Annotated in this window: 17 protein-coding genes and 1 tRNA gene; 13 read left to right on the top strand and 5 right to left on the bottom strand. The window is 62.1% G+C overall.

What is annotated here, in order from left to right:
• Positions 1–29: 29 nt before the first annotated feature.
• Positions 30–1,466 (top strand): MATE family efflux transporter, encoded by a 1,437-nt coding sequence (locus tag DTI93_RS04680; RefSeq protein ID WP_249079804.1) that lies wholly within the window; start codon positions 30–32, stop codon positions 1,464–1,466.
• Here the strand turns inward: DTI93_RS04680 and DTI93_RS04675 are convergent.
• The gene (locus DTI93_RS04675) at positions 1,463–3,409 is read right to left on the bottom strand and encodes a prolyl oligopeptidase family serine peptidase (RefSeq protein ID WP_249079803.1); all 1,947 of its coding nucleotides are present in this window, start codon (positions 3,407–3,409) and stop codon (positions 1,463–1,465) included. The genes DTI93_RS04680 and DTI93_RS04675 overlap by 4 nt on opposite strands.
• A 112-nt stretch (positions 3,410–3,521) precedes the next feature.
• Between DTI93_RS04675 and DTI93_RS04670 the strand changes: the two genes are divergently transcribed.
• Positions 3,522–4,226, top strand: a complete 705-nt coding sequence (locus DTI93_RS04670) for a DedA family protein (protein WP_227449746.1) — start codon at positions 3,522–3,524, stop codon at positions 4,224–4,226.
• Between the two features lie 148 nt (positions 4,227–4,374).
• Here DTI93_RS04670 and hemJ read toward each other — a convergent pair whose 3' ends face one another.
• The 3 genes from hemJ to hemE form a co-directional block, all read right to left on the bottom strand.
• Positions 4,375–4,821: a protoporphyrinogen oxidase HemJ gene (hemJ, locus tag DTI93_RS04665; RefSeq protein ID WP_043559109.1), complete on the bottom strand. Its 447-nt coding sequence runs from the start codon at positions 4,819–4,821 to the stop codon at positions 4,375–4,377.
• Positions 4,822–4,901: 80 nt separating this feature from the next.
• Positions 4,902–5,591, bottom strand: coding sequence for an HAD family phosphatase (locus tag DTI93_RS04660; RefSeq protein ID WP_086441861.1), 690 nt, complete (start codon positions 5,589–5,591; stop codon positions 4,902–4,904).
• The gene (hemE, locus tag DTI93_RS04655; protein WP_154981108.1) at positions 5,588–6,625 is read right to left on the bottom strand and encodes a uroporphyrinogen decarboxylase; all 1,038 of its coding nucleotides are present in this window, start codon (positions 6,623–6,625) and stop codon (positions 5,588–5,590) included. The genes DTI93_RS04660 and hemE overlap by 4 nt, the downstream gene beginning before the upstream one ends.
• 223 nt (positions 6,626–6,848) lie before the next feature.
• On the opposite strand from hemE, the gene DTI93_RS04650 reads away from it, so the two are divergent.
• The 8 genes from DTI93_RS04650 (at position 6,849) to DTI93_RS04615 (ending at position 13,449) form a co-directional block, all read left to right on the top strand.
• Positions 6,849–7,439: a nucleoside triphosphate pyrophosphatase gene (locus tag DTI93_RS04650; RefSeq protein WP_249079801.1), complete on the top strand. Its 591-nt coding sequence runs from the start codon at positions 6,849–6,851 to the stop codon at positions 7,437–7,439.
• Positions 7,440–7,559: 120 nt separating this feature from the next.
• Positions 7,560–7,635, top strand: a tRNA-Ala gene (locus DTI93_RS04645).
• A gap of 135 nt (positions 7,636–7,770) precedes the next feature.
• Positions 7,771–9,792 (top strand): FUSC family protein, encoded by a 2,022-nt coding sequence (locus DTI93_RS04640; protein WP_193699498.1) that lies wholly within the window; start codon positions 7,771–7,773, stop codon positions 9,790–9,792.
• The gene (locus DTI93_RS04635) at positions 9,786–9,989 is read left to right on the top strand and encodes a DUF1656 domain-containing protein (protein ID WP_043559119.1); all 204 of its coding nucleotides are present in this window, start codon (positions 9,786–9,788) and stop codon (positions 9,987–9,989) included. Before DTI93_RS04640 ends, DTI93_RS04635 begins: the two co-directional genes overlap by 7 nt.
• A gap of 8 nt (positions 9,990–9,997) precedes the next feature.
• On the top strand, positions 9,998–10,948 hold the full coding sequence (locus tag DTI93_RS04630) for an HlyD family secretion protein (RefSeq protein WP_043559122.1): 951 nt from the start codon (positions 9,998–10,000) through the stop codon (positions 10,946–10,948).
• A gap of 89 nt (positions 10,949–11,037) precedes the next feature.
• The gene (locus tag DTI93_RS04625) at positions 11,038–11,964 is read left to right on the top strand and encodes a metal ABC transporter solute-binding protein, Zn/Mn family (protein WP_103765670.1); all 927 of its coding nucleotides are present in this window, start codon (positions 11,038–11,040) and stop codon (positions 11,962–11,964) included.
• Entirely contained in the window at positions 11,961–12,620 is a 660-nt protein-coding gene (locus DTI93_RS04620) for a metal ABC transporter ATP-binding protein (RefSeq protein WP_249079798.1), read from the top strand. The genes DTI93_RS04625 and DTI93_RS04620 overlap by 4 nt, the downstream gene beginning before the upstream one ends.
• Positions 12,613–13,449, top strand: a complete 837-nt coding sequence (locus DTI93_RS04615; RefSeq protein WP_081562437.1) for a metal ABC transporter permease — start codon at positions 12,613–12,615, stop codon at positions 13,447–13,449. Before DTI93_RS04620 ends, DTI93_RS04615 begins: the two co-directional genes overlap by 8 nt.
• Here the strand turns inward: DTI93_RS04615 and DTI93_RS04610 are convergent.
• Positions 13,436–13,621 (bottom strand): hypothetical protein, encoded by a 186-nt coding sequence (locus DTI93_RS04610; RefSeq protein WP_043559129.1) that lies wholly within the window; start codon positions 13,619–13,621, stop codon positions 13,436–13,438. The genes DTI93_RS04615 and DTI93_RS04610 overlap by 14 nt on opposite strands.
• Positions 13,622–13,890: 269 nt before the next feature.
• Between DTI93_RS04610 and DTI93_RS04605 the strand changes: the two genes are divergently transcribed.
• From DTI93_RS04605 to DTI93_RS04595, 3 genes are read left to right on the top strand one after another with little or no spacing between them, the layout of a single operon-like run.
• Entirely contained in the window at positions 13,891–14,571 is a 681-nt protein-coding gene (locus DTI93_RS04605; RefSeq protein ID WP_081563330.1) for a histidine phosphatase family protein, read from the top strand.
• Positions 14,568–15,935 carry a lipopolysaccharide biosynthesis protein gene (locus DTI93_RS04600; protein ID WP_249079795.1) on the top strand — a complete coding sequence of 456 codons (1,368 nt, stop codon included), beginning with the start codon at positions 14,568–14,570 and terminating at the stop codon, positions 15,933–15,935. Before DTI93_RS04605 ends, DTI93_RS04600 begins: the two co-directional genes overlap by 4 nt.
• Positions 15,883–16,827, top strand: coding sequence for a hypothetical protein (locus DTI93_RS04595; protein ID WP_227656487.1), 945 nt, complete (start codon positions 15,883–15,885; stop codon positions 16,825–16,827). Before DTI93_RS04600 ends, DTI93_RS04595 begins: the two co-directional genes overlap by 53 nt.
• Positions 16,828–16,847: the final 20 nt, after the last annotated feature.

Raw genomic sequence — 16,847 nt, 5'->3', positions numbered from 1 at the left:
CCCCGGCAAACAGGGCAGAATGAAGAGCCATGCAGCCGAAGCCTGATCCTACCCTCACCCCGGTTTCTTCCCCCGTCACTCCTGCCGGGGGCAAGGAGTCCCCCTGCGCCCGGCAGAGAGCCAGACGGGCCAGATTCGTACATGGCAGCATCATGCGCCATGTCGTCACCATGGCCGGGACAGGCGCCATCGGGCTGATGGCCGTCTTTTTCGTGGACCTGCTCAATTTCTTCTACATCTCACACCTGCATGACCCGACGCTGACAGCGGCCATCGCCTTCGCCACCTCTCTGGGATTCGTGCAGGTGGCCGTCTCTCTGGGCATGTCCATCGGGCTGGGAGCCAGCACCGGCCGGCTTATCGGGGCCTGCCGCCATTTCCGGGCCAGACGGCAGGCTTCCGCCTTTCTGGTACTCATGCTCGCTGTCACCAGCACGCTGGGATTGATCACGGCCTTTCTGGCCCGCCCCCTGCTGGCCCTGCTCGGCGCCCATGGTGCAGCGCTGGAACACGCCACGCATTTTCTCTACATCACCTCCCCCGCCCTGCCGCTGGTCTGCCTCGGCATGGCTCTCTCCTCCCTGCTGCGGGCCGTGGGGGATGCCAGAAGTGCCATGCGGGTCACCCTGACAGGGGCCGCCTGCACGGTCATCGTGGACCCCATCCTGATCTTTGGCCTGCATCTGGGGCTGGAAGGGGCGGCCATCAGCACGGTCCTGTCCCGCTGTGTCATCTCTCTCAGCGGGTTCCTCAATCTCCGGGGGCATGACATGCTGGAGCGGCCCCGCCTGAGGACGATCCCCAATGCCAGCCGGGCCATAGGGGCCATCGCCCTGCCCGCCATCGGCACCAACATGGCCACCCCTATCGGAAATCTCATCGTCACGCACGCCATGTCCCGTTTCGGGCTGGAGGCCGTCTCCGGGCAGGCCGTGGTGGACCGCATGGTGCCGGTCGCCTTTGCCTTCGTCTTTGCCCTGACAGGCTCCGTCGGCCCCATCATGGCCCAGAATCTGGGAGCACGGCAGCCGGACCGGGTAAAAGAGACCTTTCTCTGCGCCCTCAAGCTCACGGCCCTCTGTGTCGGGCTGGACTGGCTGGTCTTTGCCCTTGGCGAGCCGCTGATCCTCCAGATATTCCATGTCCAGGGCACGGGGGTGGAGCTGGTACGGCTCTTCTGCCACTGGGCCGTGGCCAGCTACATGTTTGTCGGGCTGCTCTTCGTCTCCAACACGGCTTTCAACAATCTGGGGCACCCCCTCTACTCCACAGCTTTCAACTGGAGCAGGGCCACAGTAGGGACCATTCCCTTCATAGCCATCGGCATCCATTACGGGCCGAGAGGGGTGATGATCGGTCAGGCCCTGGGCGTCACGCTCATAGGCTCACTGGCCCTCATTGCCGCCCTCACCGTCATCCACCGCCTCGGCCAGACGCTGCCCCAGCGGAAGGGGAAAATGCGCTAGCCTCTCCTGCCAGCGAACACGTCCCGGTAGAAAGCCAGCTCCCGGGCAAGGGAATCCGCAATCACCCCGGCATCCCGGAAGCCGTGTCCTTCTCCCGGATAGACATGCAGCGACGAGGCCGGAAGCTGCTTCTGCAAAGCCTGCCCCTGAGACAGCGGCACGACACGGTCTGCATCCCCATGAAGGAACAGGACGGGAGCCGTGATCTTCTCCGGCCATGACAGGGGAGACCGGGCCAGATACACGGCCTCCTCCTCCGGCCACGGTGCCACGAGACCATCCAGATACCGGGCCTCGAAACGGTGCGTCTCCTCGGCCAGTGCCCGAAGGTCCGTCACGCCATAAAGCGATGTGCCCGCCACGAACAGGTCGGACCGGGCCAGAGCGGAAAGGACCGTCAGCCCCCCGGCACTGCTGCCCCGGATGACACAGCGTTGCGGGTCCACCAGCCCCTGCTCGATCACCCCCTGAACGGCCCGGCAGCAGTCCTGCACGTCCAGCACGCCCCACTGGCCATCCAGTGCCGCCCGATAGGCCCGGCCAAAACCGGTGGACCCACGATAATTGACATCCAGCACCGCAAAGCCCCGGGATGTCCACCACTGGACCTTGAAGGACAGGTCCGTCCGGGCCTGCCCGGTCGGCCCTCCATGAACGATCACCACAAGAGGGGGCTTTCCCGCCACCTTTTCACAGTGCGGCCCCCGGGCGGGAGGGTAGAACTGGGCATGGAGCGGCCCCGGCCCGTTCTCCACGGGAAAGGACAGCGTCTCCGGCAGGGCGATGTCCGCCGCGACCACATGAGGCGGCATCTCCCAAGCCCTGCGGATGACCTCCCGGTCTTCCGCAGCTCCGTCCAGCGTGCCGAGCATCAGGGCAGGGGGACCATCCGGCGGGCTGTTCAGCCATGCAAAGCGTGAGCCTCCCTCCAGCGGCACGGGAACATCATCCGGCACGGCCCCTGCCAGCACGTCCCGCCAGCCTGAAGCCGGTTCATGCAGCAGGGTTACCGGCACGCCCTGCCGCACACCACGGGCCAGCAGCCGTCCCCCCGGCAGGGCCGCACAGCAGGACTGCCCGAACACCCAGGCAGGCAGCCCCACCTCGGCCGGAGCCGGGGGCAGGGGACAGGCCCGCCATGCCGTGCCGCCCCCGGTGATGTCTTCCGGCTCGAAAGCAACCGGCGTCCAGTGCCGGTCAGACTCAGGCAAGGCACCAGCCAGAGCGGCATCGGACAGCGCATGAAGCCGCCGCCCATCCCAGAACGGCCCCATGACGCTACAGTCCTGCCCCGTTCCACCAGTCAGGCAGACCGTCCCGCCCGCACCGGACAGGTCCGTCACATACAGGCCCGTTTCCGTCCACGGCATATGCGGATTCTGCCATGCGATGAAGGCCAGAAACCGCCCATCAGGTGAAAGCCGGGGCGACATGTAAAAATCCGCCCCACTCTGGAGGGAGTGGAGCCGCCCCTGTGCATCAACCTCCACAAGGTCGGCCTTTTCCTCCCCGGAGGACGTTTCCACTTCCCGCACGCAGACGAGCCGTCCGTCCTGAAGGGACAGGTCCGCATAACGGCATGTCACGCCATCATCACCGGCAGCCGGGCAGAGCGGTTGGGCGGCCTGACCGTTGCGGCTCCGCCAAAGGCCACCCTGCCTGCTGTCGCTGAACAGCACGACCATGTCCGACCCATGACGTTCCGCAGCCCAGGCCCCACCACCATAGACATGCATGTCCGTACCAACCTGGGCCTCTGGTGGGGTGAGATCGTGCAGGGTGCCATCCGGCGCACGCCCGACCACGACACTGCGGCCCTGTTCATCCGGCCGCCGCTCCAGCCAGAGCACCCATCCCGCCACGGCCCTGATCTCCGACAGGCTGCGTGTCCGGCGTGTCATCAGCTCCGGCGTGACCCAGGGCAGGGAAGGGGCTGCTGTCATGATGTCTCTCCTGCAAAAAACGTTCTTGCCTTATTTCTGCCTACCCCAGTATTCTGACAGGAGAAAGCACTGGCAGGCCGTTGCTGGACCGGGTTTCTTCTGACTGGACTTGGTGCGGCGCAGTGCCCCCTTTCTAGAGGAAGCCCATCCCCTGATACAGCATCTCTCCGCCTTTCTTGAGCATCTCCCCCCGCTTTATGCCTATCTGACACTAGGGTTTATCATTCTGCTGGAAAGCACGGGGATTCCCCTGCCAGCCGAGAGCCTGCTCATCTTCGCCTCCCTCTATGCCTCCCACACGCACCACTTCACACCGGAGGGGCTGATCATCGCCGCTGTCAGCGGGGCCATCATCGGGGACAATGTCGGATACCTCATCGGCCATCAGCTCGGTTATCATCTGCTGGAAAAACACGGGCGCAAAATCGGCCTGCACAAGGACCGCCTCACCCTTGGCCGCTATCTCTTCCGCCGGTTTGGCGGAGCGGGCGTGCTGCTGGGCCGTTTCATCGCTTTCCTGCGCATTCTCATCGCCCTCCTCGCCGGGGCCTCCCGGATGCCCTGGCTGCCCTTCTCAATTTACAATGCCCTTGGCGGGCTGCTCTGGGGAACATGCTATGTTCTCGTCCCCTACGAACTGGGCAGCCAGATCGACAGCTTTACGGGGCCTCTCGGCATCGGGCTTGCCGTTGTCATGCTGGCAGTGCTGGGCGGGTCGTTCCTTTTTCTCCGCCACCACGAACATGCCCTCATCAGGAAAGCCCTTGCCGATGAGAAACGGCGTGAGGCCAGAAAGAAACGGGCGCATCAGCACTGATCGGGCAGGAGACGTTTCCTGCCCGTGACCATCGTGGGTCTCCTGCCGCTTTGCACTGTCTTCTGCCTGAAGAGCCAGCCGGAAGAGAACAGATACGGCTTCTGCCCTCATTCCCACTGAAGCCTGAGGGAGGGGAATCCCCCTCCCTTTATGGGCGCACCACGATCATGATGACGATGAGGACCATCAGGATGGTCGGAATCTCATTGGCAATGCGATAGAAACGCTCACCATGCCGGTTACGCCCGGCAGCAAAATCACGGCGCCAGACAGAGCAGGCCCCGTGGAACATGAACATGCCCAACAGGCAGAAAACCTTGACCCACCACCAGCCGGAGGACCAGCTCACCACCCCCGGGAGAGAGGCCATCAGAGCACCGGTAAAAAAGGTCACAATCATGGCCGGTGCCATGATCTGCTTCTGAAGGCGACGCTCCATCAGGCTGAAACGGGTACTTTCCTCAGAGCCTGCTTTTATCTGCGTATGATAGACGAACAGCCGAGGCAGATAGAACAGTCCTGCCATCCATGACACGAAAGCCATGATGTGCAGTGAGACAAACCAGTTCAGATGCTTCAGCAGAAACAGTGCCATAATCCCGTTACCTTCCGTTCTTCCCGCCTCCATCATGGGGCGGTCTTCCCGCACATCAGGCAGCCTCTCCGGCTGTCATGTCATTTCCGGGCCAGGGCCCCCTCAAGAAGGGGCATGACCTCATCGAGATGCTCCACCCGCACGAATCCCTCCACGGGCCAGAAGCCCGGCAGGGGATGGGATGCCGGACGCAGCAGGATGCAGGACATGCCGGCCCGGCGGGCTGCTTCCGCCCCCGTGTCACTGTCCTCGATCACCACCGTTTCCTCCGGCCGGACACCTTCCACCTCGGCCCCATGCAGATAGACGGCCGGGTCCGGTTTGGGATGCCCCATATCGGCAGCCGAATGGATGCGGGCCTCCGGCAGGAGGCGATCCATCCCGGTAAAACCGAATTTTGCCTCCATCTCCGCCATGGATGAGTTGGAGCCGACACGGACAGGAACATGCCGTGCCGCCAGAGCCTCCAGCAGGGGAACGGCCCCAGCCACGGGTTCCGTACCTTCCTTCATGAGCCTGACAAGATTGTCCCGCATTTTCGTGTGGGTGCCCGGGGGCAGGGGATGGCCCAGCTCCGCCTCCAGCTCCTTCACTACCTGCGGCAGGGCCTTGCCCGCAAAGCGGGCCAGCCCTTCCTCATCGGAAATGTTCAGGCCCAGCGAGCGGGCAAACCCCGCCGTCGCCCGGCAGGATGGCCCTTCACTGTCAATCAGCACGCCATCACAATCAAAAATGACCAGCTTCAGCCCTGGCCGTAATGCGTTTTTCATGACTGGATGTCCCTGATCGTCTCAACCAGCGTGGCCACATGTTCCGGCGGCGTGGTCTTGATGACACCATGTCCCAGATTGAACACATGTGGCCGCCCCCTGAGGCTGTCCCGGATGCGGCGGGCTTCTGCCTTCAGGGCCTCGCCACCATTCAGCAGGATCATCGGGTCGAGATTGCCCTGGAGGGTCACTGTCTCGGGCACCATTTCAGCCACCTTGGCCATGTCCGCCACCGTATCGAGGGCCAGGGCATTGATGCCGGTCTTCTCGGCATATTCCGCCACCATGACACCGCCCAGACGGGGGAAGCCGATCAGCGGCACGTCAGGATGGCGGGCACGGATATGGGCGACGATCTGCCGTGTCGGCTCGATCACATGACGGCGGAAAGCCTCCGGCGGCAGGATACCCCCCCAGGAATCGAACAGCATGACTGCTTCCGCTCCGGCCTCGATCTGGCCGCACAGCATCTCTGCCGTATTGCGGGTCAGACTCTCCATCAGCCTGTCGAACAGGGCCGGGTTCTTCTGCATCATCGCCCGGATATGGGCGAAATCACGGGAGCTGCCTCCTTCGACCATGTAGCAGGCCACCGTAAAGGGGCTGCCCGCAAAGCCGAGCAGGGTCGTCTCCTCCGGCAGTTCCACACGCAGGCGGCGCAGGGCCTCCCGCACGGGGGCCACCGCTTCCATCATCCGGCCTTCATCCAGCCGGGCAAGGTCAGACTCGCTGCGGATGGGCGTCATCACCGGGCCACGCCCTTCCTCAAAGCGCAGGTCCTGCCCCATGGCCCAGGGGAGGATGAGGATGTCCGAAAACAGGATCGCTCCATCCATGCCATAACGACGGATGGGTTGCAGGGTCAGCTCCACAGCGATATCGGGCGTCATGCAGCGTGTGATGAAGTCCGCCTGCTCCCGCATGGCCCGGAACTCCGGCAGGTAACGCCCTGCCTGTCGCATCAGCCAGACAGGCGGCGGCCAGACGGCCTCGCCCCGCAAGGCCCGCAGAAGCGGCTTGCCCTGTTTGTCCATCCCTGAAGGAACTGCTCTGTCCTGCTGTGTCATGCCTGCGCCTTGTCCAACATCCCGAAAAAAGGGAAGGGAAGATACCCCCTCCCACGGCCATAGCCATGATGGCATCCATACGGCTATCCTTGCCCCGCTGGGGCGGAAGGCGTCAACTATGGAATGAAGCTCTGTCATGCGATGGCATGATATGATAGCGGCTGCCCGATCATTTACACGGAGGGTCCCCATGCCTGTTCTTGCCAGCGGTTCTGCCATCCGGCTTCAGCTTCTTCATGCCGCCGGAGTCCCTGTCACGGCCAGCCCGGTTGATGTGGATGAAGACGCCCTGCGTCGGCAGGCCGAAGCGCAAGGTCTCTCCCTGCGGGACACGGCCCTTGCCCTGGCCCAGGCCAAGGCAGAAGCAGCCTCTGGCCAGCACCCCGGACGGTTCATCATCGCTGCGGACCAGATTCTGGAGCTGGAAGGCCGGGCCTTCGCCAAACCGGCTGACCTGACCGAGGCCCGCACCCATCTTCTGGCCCTGCGGGGCCGGACCCATGCCCTCCATGCCGCCGTGACCCTCTGGAGGGACGGTCAGCCCCTCTGGTCCCACATCAGCAGCCCGACCCTGACCATGCGCTCCTTTTCGGAGGTGTTTCTGGACGATTATCTCCAGCAGGAAGGGAACGTTCTGCTCTCCTGCGTAGGGTGCTACCGGATCGAAGGGCTGGGCATCCAGCTTTTTGACACTGTAACCGGGAGCAGTGATGCCATTGCCGGGCTGCCGCTCATCCCGCTGCTGGCTGCCCTGCGACAGCATGGTATCCTGCCTAGCTGACAGGCAGCAGGAAGCCCGTGCAATAATTTATGGAAAAAATTGCATCTTCCCCCTTGCCTTTTCCTCCCATGTGGGGATATATGCTCCCCACACGGTGCGTCATCGACACACCGCAAAAGTGGGGCCATAGCTCAGTTGGGAGAGCGCTTGAATGGCATTCAAGAGGTCGTCGGTTCGATCCCGATTGGCTCCACCAGATATCCTCTTACAAATTGTTCCATGTGAAACATCAGCCGGCTTACCTGCCTGATGGCAGTGCCTGTCCCGGCCTTGGCTGCTCTGCTGTTTCATGCCCGGTCGTGCGTTTTTCCTGATGCAGGCACCCCTCGCCATGATGTCCCGTCTCCGGGTGGCCGCAGGCAGCATCTTTCCACCAGGCTGGTGGAGCTTCACCCTGCGCATCTGGGCAGCGCTCGTGCTGGCCCTGCTGGTTGCCTTCTGGGCGCAGATTGATTCTCCCGCCAGTGCTGCCGTGACCGTCATGCTGCTGGCACAACCCCTGCGGGGGCAGGCCCTGAGCAAAGCCTTCTACCGGGTGGTCGGCACTCTGGTTGGTGGTGTCGTAGCCCTCTGCCTTGTCTCCATGTTCGGGCAGGAACGCCAGCTTCTGCTGGGTGGTTGTGCTGTCTGGATGGCCATATGCGCCTATGCCGGCACATTGCGCCGAGGATTCCGGGCCTATGGGGCCGTCCTTTCAGGCTATGTCGTGGCCCTGATCGCCATTTCCCACATTGATGCCCCCCAGAATGCCTTTGATGTCACGGTGGCCCGTGTCTCCACCGTGATGATCGGCGTTGCCGCCATTGCCACGGTCGCCCTGCTTTCCGGTACACCGCATGTCTGGCAAAGACTCGTGCGCAGTCTGCAGAAAACGGCAGCCGAAGTACGCCATGAAACCCGTCTCGCCCTTGATGACACCGTGCCAACCCTTTCCCCGCTGGAAACCATAGCGCTTTCCAGCACGGTCTTTGCCCTGACCCACCAGGTGCATGATACACGCACCGAACTGACCCGAGGTCGGCTGCGCGCAAAAGGGGCACAGGTCTGTCTCATTGGCATGGTGACGGCCCTGTCCTGCTGCCGCAGCCTGCTGGCTCTCATGCGCCAGGCCACCATCGCCCCCGCCGTGCTGGCCCTGACACGCTTCGACATACACGCCCCTTCTGGCACGGACAGAGAAACCATCCTGGCAGACCTGCTCGGCCGCCTGCCGCCAGAGGCCCCCCGGCTGACCCTGGCCGATGCCTGGCGTCTGGAACGCACGGCCAGCCTGATTGCCAGCCGTCACATCAGCCGCAAAGGTCTCAACACGCTGCTGAAGGCAGCCCCACTGGGCCAGGTAAAAACCATGAGCCGGTTCGCCTTCCACCCGGACAGGATCGCAGCTCTCGTCAATGCCATCAGGGTGCTGCTCTGTTTCAGTGCGGCAGCGGCCCTCTTCATCGGCAGCGGCCTGCCCAATGCCGCCACGGCACTCTCTCAATGCGCCATGCTGCTCTGCCTGGGCATCACCCAGCCCAACAGTGCCGCTTTCGGCCGGGGTATCCTGATCGGAACACCGCTGGGCATCCTGACGGCGGGGCTGACCTCGTTCTTCATCCTGCCGCATGTCAACACCATGATGGGCATGGCCATTGTCATGCTCTTCCAGGTCATGTTCAGCTGCCTGCTCATCATCAATCCCGCAACGGCGGCCGCAGGCTCACATTACGGCGCCTTTTTCTTCGTCTTTCTGGGGCTGAACAATCACCATGACTACAACCTTCTTGCCTTTGTGGACCGCAACACCTTCTATCTCTGTGCGGCTGGCATCACCGCCTTCTTCCTCATCCTGTTCCTGCCGCCACGGCCACGGCGGACCCGCTTCCGCATCACTCTCTCCATCGCCAGGGAGCTGGAACGCCAGTTTGCCGCCCGGTCACCATCCTTCACACCAGCCCTGCTGAGCCGCAAATATGACCGGCTCCACCAGCTCTACATGCTGAGCCAGACCATCAGCCAGGAGAAGAAAGGCAAGGCAGCCTGGAGGGTCTGCCAGCGTTTCATCAGTCTGGCAGACCTCACCACAGCCCTGGCCCGGCTGGAGCTGGACCTCAAGACGGCCCGCCAGTACACGGAACTGGCACCACTGGCGGACACCATGCAGATGAGCCTGACCCGCATGAAGCTCTTTTCACTGGCAGACCATCTGCCCCTCATGGCAGAGAAGATGCTCTCCCGGGCGCCAGCCTCCAGCGGGCCTGCCCATGTTGCAGCGGTTCTATGTGCTGCAGGGCTGGAGGAAGTCCGCTTCCTCCTCCAGCAGAACGGATCCGCGCTCCGCCACTACGGAATAGGGCGCAGGCGATGGTAACACGCCACCTTGTCATCAATCTGGATGGGCTGTTCGTGTCCTCCTTCATCATCGACCTGGCCCTGGCCCTGCTGGGGACCTTCCTGCTCCGCCTCATGCTCCAGTGGATGAGGCTCTGGCGTTTCTTCGCCAACCCGCCTCTGGCACAGTTTGCCATCATGATCTGCCTGCTCGGCCTGTTCACCATCCTGCTATAAGGCTGCCAGTGTTTACCCGTGCCTACCGCCTCATCCGTTTTGCTGTCACAGCTTCCATCCTCTGCGTGGCCGGGTTCGTGGCTGTTGTCCTCTGGGACTATTACACCGCCGCCCCGTGGACCCGTAACGGGCAGGTGCGTGTACAGGTGGCCAATATTGCTCCCCGTGTCTCCGGGCAGATCATCACCGTTCCTGTCCATGACAACCAGCAGGTCCATGCTGGAGACGTGCTGTATGTCATCGACCCGTTCGACTATCAGGTCGCCCTCGAAAAAGCCGATGCCGATGTGAACAAGGCCAAGGCAGACCTGGAGTTCCGCCTGAATCAGGCCCGGTGGCGCCATGCCATCCCGGGAGCGGCCGTCTCGCAGGAAGAAAAGACGCAGTATGAGGCTCTGGCACAGCAGGCCCGGGCCATCTACAGCACAGCCCTTGCCCAGCGCAGACAGGCCCAGATCAATCTGGACCGCACGACCGTCCGCAGCTCCATAGACGGCATCATCACAAACCTGACCATGAGGCCGGGGGACTATGCCTCCGCCGGGCAGGTGAACATTCATGTCATCGACACGAATTCATTCTGGGTGGATGGGTATTTCGAGGAAGTGAAGGTCCATGACCTCAGCGTGGGAGACCCTGTCCGCATGGATCTGATGGGCTATCACACCCCGCTTTATGGGCATGTCCACAGCATCACCCGTGGCATTGCAAGCAGGAACGCCCTGACCAATGCCCTCGGCCTGCCCACCGTGGACCCTGTTTATACATGGGTGCGGCTGGCCCAGCGTATTCCCGTCCGCATCAGCCTGGATTCCATCCCGCCGGACCTCAACCTCGCTGCCGGCATGACCGTCACCGTTACAGCCATTTCCGAGAAAGGGAACAGGCGGCGACGCAGCAACGAGGATGCCTTCCAGCATCTCAGTGACGATCTCCGCCATCTGTTCGGGCACAAATGAGAGAAGGGGAGGGGAGGACCGTGCCTTTTCAGACAAACGAAATGTTATTATATAACATCCACGTCTGCTGATGGCCCTGAAAGGCTTCCATGTTCACGGTGCGTTTTCTCCCCTGCCTGCCGCTTTTTCTGACATTGCTGACAGGCCTGCTGCCCCTTCCTTCCCGGGCCAGCACGGAAACGGGACCGGACCGACCAGCCCCCCTGCTGAGCTGCGTGGAACCCGTCTGGTGCGATATCGCCCAGCAGATTGGTGGCCCAGCGCTACGGACACGCTCGCTCATCACCAGCGAGGGGCTGGACCCGCACCATCTCCAGCCTTCACCCCTCATGGCCCGCCAGCTGGCAGCCAGTGATGCCGTACTGCTCAATGGAGCCACCTATGATGACTGGGCCATGAAGCTGCTTCCCACCTCTGTGAAGCTCTTCCTTGCTGCCAGTCAGGGGGGCTGGCAGACCGGAGAAGACCCGCATCTCTTTTTTGATCTCCCTACGGTCCGGAATACGGCCCGACAGATCGCCGTCTGGCTTGCCGGGCTTCGCCCCCAGGCCCAGCAGGACATCGACAGGCGCCTCGCCCTGTTCGAACAGCAGATCGACCAGATCGCCACCCGCCAGCAGGCCATCCAGCAGAGAGACCATGGCGCCCCCTTCGCCATGACCGAACCAGCCGGGGAACGTCTCCTGCTGGCGGCTGGGCTGGTCATGACAGACCAGAGCTGGGCCCGTGCCCTGATGAACGAATCCGGTCTGTCTCCCCGTGACACCGCCATGCTGGAAACAGCCCTGCACGAGAAGACCATCCGCTTTCTGGTCAGCAATCCGGCCATCAGCGCCCCACAGGCGAGCAGAATGGAGGACATGGCCCGTCAGTCCGGCATTCCAGTCCTTGCCATCGGGGAAAGCCTGCCCACCGGGCAACACTGGCAGGACTGGCTGAACGGCATCCTCACATCGCTCGAACAGGCCCTGTACCAGACAGCGCCCCGCAACACCCCGCTGCCCCCCCATCCATGAAGGAAGCCCGCCTTACCTGCCGGGATGTCAGCCTCCAGGTAGGGGGCCATCCTGTCCTGCATCATGCCACTCTTGATGTTCCCCTGGAGGGCCTGACCATCCTGCGTGGACAGAATGGAGCCGGAAAAACCTGTTTTCTCCGAGCCCTCATGGGACTGCTTCCCCTACAGGGGGGGAAGCTTCTCATCAATGGCCACCCACCCGCCAGAGCCCGCCGCCATTGTGGGTACATGCCGCAGAAGGCTGACGACACGGCACCCATGCTGCCGGTCATCAGCCATGTCATGGCCTGTCTGGATGGCACGCACTGGGGGTTTCCTGCCCCTCGCAAAACCCGCAGGAAAGCCAGGACCCTTCTGGCTGAAGTCGGGGCCCTGCCTCTGGCCTCACGCCCGCTCGGAGCGCTTTCTGGCGGCGAAAGACAACGTGTTGCCCTTGCACAGGCCCTTGCCGGCTCCCCGAGGCTGCTCATTCTTGACGAACCCTTTGCCGCCCTGGATCGTGCCAGCCATGAAGCGCTGCTCCAGCTTTTCAGCCAGCTTCACCAGCAGAAAAAGGTCAGTCTGTTCATCACGGTTCATGGGCCGCTACAGACCACTGGCCTTGACCTGCCCATGAGAGAGATCACTCTGTCAAAGGGAGCGCTGCATGTCTGAGACCAATCCCTTTTCTTTCCCCTTCATGCAGCATGCCTTTCTGGGCTGTTTTCTCGTTTCGCTGCTGGCTGGCACGCTGGGCTGGCTCATGCTGCTGCGGCGACAGGCTTTTGCAGCCCATGCCCTGCCGCATATCGGCTTCAGTGGGGCAGCAGCAGCCGTGTGGCTGCATCTCCCCCCACTGGCAGGCATGATGGCCGCCAGCATGGTGGGCGGTCTCTTCATGGGGCAGGAACAGCGGGGCAGACAGCATCCCACCCAGCGGGACACGATGACCGGCCTCATTCTGGCCGCCAGCCTGGGGATTGGTGTCTGGTGTCTTCATGAAGCGAATGAAGCGTCTTCCCAGACAACGACCCTGCTTTTTGGCGATGTTCTGGGGCTGGATGGCCCAACCCTTGGCATGCTGGCAGGGCTGGTCTCTGTCTGTCTTGGAGGAGTGGCCATCCTCTGGCGCCCCCTGCTTTTCAGCAGCCTTTGCCCCAGCCTGGCAGAGGCACAGGGCCTCTCGCCAACCCGGCTGGGCCAGCTCTTCCTCCTGCTTGCCGCCCTCGCTGCGGCGGCCTGTGCGGAAATCGCCGGAGCACTGCTCTGTTTCAGCCTGATGGTCGGCCCTGCTGCCGCTGCCCTGAAGCTGGAGCTCTCCCCCTTCCGGGGCATGGTCTGCTCCGTTCTGGGGGCGCTTCTGCTCTCATGGGGCGGGCTGCTCCTCGCCTGGTACAGCGACATTCCCCTGCCATTCTGGATCAGTCTGGGCGGTGTCGGCCTCTACCTGCTGGCTGGAACCGTCATGACCCGGAAAGCCTTGCGTCCTGTCAGAAATCCTTGAGGTTCATCAGAATCAGATGGACGCCGATAAGGATGGCAACAATGACGACATGAAACAGGATCACCCATTTGCCATCCAGCACGAATACTTCATTGTCGCTCTTCGGCCAGACCGTGCGGAACAGCCTGACCCAGAAACCCGGAGCCATGACCGGCCCTGCTGAAAGTTTCATGTCCGTCTCTCTCCTTCGTGGCTTTCTGGCCTGTTCCCCACCTGACGGGGCCATGCCTATCAGATAGCTGCCCCGGCGTCAGAACGGAATGAAAAACCGCATCCAGGACCGCAACAGTTTTCACAAATTATGAAACTTCTCCTTGAGAGCTGTTTCTTTCCCCGCTATGCGCCTTATCATGAATCTGTGATCAGCCTGTCAGCCCTCCCCCGGCAAACCGACACAGCTGTCTGACCCATTCGAGAGGTTTTTTTGTGACGCAGCCCGCCATGCCAGACCCTCAGGAGCATTTTCTGGATGGACCGGACCTCCCCGCCGGTGTGACACGTTTCTGGCTGGTGCGTCATGCCATCGTGGAAGAAGCAGCACGACAGACCATGTACGGCACGCTGGACGTGCCCCTCTGTCCCCAGCATCTCCGCAGCCAGAAGCCCGCCTATGAGGCCTTGGCCCGGCGCCTGCCCCGCAAGGCGACATGGTTTTCCTCCCCCCTCCAGCGGGCCCGCGACACCGGCCTGACCATTCAGAAAGCCGGCAATTTCTCCACTCCCATGAGGATTGACCCCGCCTTCATTGAACAGTCCATCGGGCAATGGAACGGTACCCCCCACGACACGTTTCCATCCCTGCTCAGAAAACCGGCTCCCCCTTTCTGGTCCATCGCAGCAGATGAACGTCCACCAGAGGGTGAAAGCATGGTGGATGTCCGCCAGCGCATCGGCCTGGCGCTGGAAAGCCATGCCCGACAGAATGCCGGAAAAGACATGGTCATTCTTAGCCATGGCGGCGCCATTCGCATGGCTCTTGCCCACTGTCTGGACATCCCCGTGGAAACGGCCCTGCGCTTCTGCATCCAGAATCTTTCCCTGAGCATCATCGAACATATTGCCGGGCATTGGCGGGTTGTCGCCATCAATGAACTTCCTGCCTTCCACGAGCCCGCAGAATGAAAGGGTGGTTCAAGGATGATCTTTTCCGCGTTGTTCTGAAAAATGCGGGAAAGCTGGGATCGACCAAACTCATCGGGGCTGTCATGGGCCTCGTCGCACTGGTCGTGACCGGGCGAACACTGCGCCCGCATGATTTCGGCGTGCTGACACTGATAGCCTCCTACATCGAGACGATTGCCGCCATCGGCCAGTTCCAGAGCTGGCAGATTGTCCTGCATTATGCTGCTGTTCCCTGGCAGAAGGGAGAGCGCAAGACTGTCCAGACCAGCATCAGCCTGGCCATGGGGCTGGATATCTGTGCGGGGCTTCTCTCCATGGTGTTCGGCATGGTGGCCTTCCTCTGTCTGGGCAAAGTGCTGGGTGTCCATGACAAGCCAACCCTGCTGATCCTGCTCTACTGCACGCTGATCCCCGGCATGGGCAGCACGGCCGCCTACGGCATCCTCCGCCTTTTCGACCGCATAGACCTCGTCTCCCGGCAGCAGCTCATCACACCAGCTGTCCGGGCTGTCTGCTGCCTGCTGGCATGGGGCAGTGGCATGAAGCTGGCCGGTTTCGTCATCGCCTGGTACCTGGCTCTTCTGGCTGGCCAGATATATCTCTGGGCCACGGCCCTGCTGGAACTGAAACGCCATGACCTGCTGAAAGGGCTGCGCCCCAGCATCCTGAAGGCAGCCCGGCAGATGCCAAAGGGCATGTGGGGCTTCGTCTGGACCGCCAACATCACCACCCTGCTGGAAACGGTCTGGGAGCCGATCAGCAAGCTGCTGGTCGGCAAGATCGTCAGCACATCGGCAGCCGGCCTCTATTCCCTCGCCATGGAGTTTCTGGATGCTGTCCAGCGGCCTGCAAAACTGCTGGAGAAAAGCTACTACCCCGAAGTCGTTCTCATGGATCCACGGACCTCCGCCCCATGGAAGCTGGCCCTGCGGACCAGCGTCCTTGCCGGCGCACTGGGCATGCTGGCCATGCTGGTTGTCTATATCGGGGGAAAACCCGTCATCAGCATGTTCGGTCACCGCTTTGGCGATGCCGCAACCCTGATGATGTGGATGTCTCCGGCTCTGGTCTTCTTCACCGCCGGGCTGCCAATGGAAGGCGTGCTCTACACGGCGGGACGCTCCCATTACATCATGCTGGCCCAGCTCGTTTCCGTGATTCTTTACGTCCCGCTGCTTGTCTACATGGGCCATCGCTACGGCCTGAACGGCGCCGGGCTTGCCTATGCCCTGGGCATGTTCTTTGCTACCATGACCACGTTCGCCATAATGGGTATAACCTATCTGCGCCGCAACAGGATCATCCTCCCTCATGAAAGGGAGATCCGCCAGACCGACAGCCTGCCCGCCTCGCCCGGCAGCTGATACCTTGCCAGGAGATGCCAGCCCAGCCATGCCCATTTTCCCTTTCCGCCCTTCTGCCAGCCGCCGCAGCACACCGGCTTTCCCTCAGAAGATGCTGGATACCGTCTTTGAGCATGTTCTCCTTGATGACGTTCCCCACCCTGACACCCCCCTGCCCGAGGATGTCCTGCCCGCCTGTGAGAAGACTGAAATCCGGGATGGCTACAATCTCTGCTGGCAGCTTCTCGAACATGGCGTGGACCGCAAGGCCTTCCGTCGCCTGATCCTGAAGATTGCCCTCTCTGGCACAGCCAGCAAGGACGAACAGCTGGCCTTCAAATACGCACGGGCCAAATTCAAGCACATGCGCTTTGCCTGTGCCAATTTCACCAGGCAGCACCGTTATCCGCTCCTGCTGCATGTTGTCACCATCATCATGGGCAACATGCAGGATGCCTTCAAAAATCACCAGCGGCGGGCTACGCTGATCAACGGCCTCATCCTCTGGGTCGTGCTCTCACCAGTCTATTACTGGCTGATCGCCGCCCCCATCGCCCTCTGGAAAGAAGACAGTACGGCAGGCATCATCGCTTACCAGAAGAAAGAAAATGCCAGACTGGCAAAACTGATACGCACGCTGGATGCCACAACCGGCCATGAATTCCATGTCATGCGCAAGATCGTCAGCCGCCGGGTGGCCTTCAATGACACACTGCGCACGATCCGCCCCTCCAGAGCGCTGGACCAGCTTTCAGAATATCTCGCCACGATCAACGGCATGATGGGCGATTTCCATGACGGGCTGATCGAGAAAAAACTGGAGGGAACGCAGGATTACCGGCGGGACCGCTTCCAATCCCCGGAGGGAATTCCCCAGCGCATCCGGGCCTTCCTGGAACGCAGCCCACACTGAACGCCCGCCCCTTGCGGCAA

Origin of the sequence: Parasaccharibacter sp. TMW 2.1884 (assembly GCF_023337695.1) — a bacterium.
Lineage (GTDB): Bacteria > Pseudomonadota > Alphaproteobacteria > Acetobacterales > Acetobacteraceae > Bombella > Bombella apis.
The sequence above is the reverse complement of the archived record's forward strand: the minus strand, read 5'-3'. Positions and strand labels throughout refer to the sequence as shown.

Coding starts and splice junctions, on each gene's coding strand:
- DTI93_RS04625 (WP_103765670.1), top strand. CDS start 11,038: ATGTTCACGGTGCGTTTTCTCCCCTGCCTGCCGCTTTTTCTGACATTG.
- DTI93_RS04605 (WP_081563330.1), top strand. CDS start 13,891: ATGCCAGACCCTCAGGAGCATTTTCTGGATGGACCGGACCTCCCCGCC.
- DTI93_RS04675 (WP_249079803.1), bottom strand. CDS start 3,409: ATGACAGCAGCCCCTTCCCTGCCCTGGGTCACGCCGGAGCTGATGACA.
- DTI93_RS04600 (WP_249079795.1), top strand. CDS start 14,568: ATGAAAGGGTGGTTCAAGGATGATCTTTTCCGCGTTGTTCTGAAAAAT.
- DTI93_RS04660 (WP_086441861.1), bottom strand. CDS start 5,591: ATGAAAAACGCATTACGGCCAGGGCTGAAGCTGGTCATTTTTGATTGT.
- DTI93_RS04635 (WP_043559119.1), top strand. CDS start 9,786: ATGGTAACACGCCACCTTGTCATCAATCTGGATGGGCTGTTCGTGTCC.
- DTI93_RS04620 (WP_249079798.1), top strand. CDS start 11,961: ATGAAGGAAGCCCGCCTTACCTGCCGGGATGTCAGCCTCCAGGTAGGG.
- DTI93_RS04650 (WP_249079801.1), top strand. CDS start 6,849: ATGCCTGTTCTTGCCAGCGGTTCTGCCATCCGGCTTCAGCTTCTTCAT.
- hemJ (WP_043559109.1), bottom strand. CDS start 4,821: ATGGCACTGTTTCTGCTGAAGCATCTGAACTGGTTTGTCTCACTGCAC.
- DTI93_RS04680 (WP_249079804.1), top strand. CDS start 30: ATGCAGCCGAAGCCTGATCCTACCCTCACCCCGGTTTCTTCCCCCGTC.
- DTI93_RS04595 (WP_227656487.1), top strand. CDS start 15,883: ATGAAAGGGAGATCCGCCAGACCGACAGCCTGCCCGCCTCGCCCGGCA.
- DTI93_RS04615 (WP_081562437.1), top strand. CDS start 12,613: ATGTCTGAGACCAATCCCTTTTCTTTCCCCTTCATGCAGCATGCCTTT.
- hemE (WP_154981108.1), bottom strand. CDS start 6,625: ATGGACAAACAGGGCAAGCCGCTTCTGCGGGCCTTGCGGGGCGAGGCC.
- DTI93_RS04640 (WP_193699498.1), top strand. CDS start 7,771: ATGATGTCCCGTCTCCGGGTGGCCGCAGGCAGCATCTTTCCACCAGGC.
- DTI93_RS04610 (WP_043559129.1), bottom strand. CDS start 13,621: ATGAAACTTTCAGCAGGGCCGGTCATGGCTCCGGGTTTCTGGGTCAGG.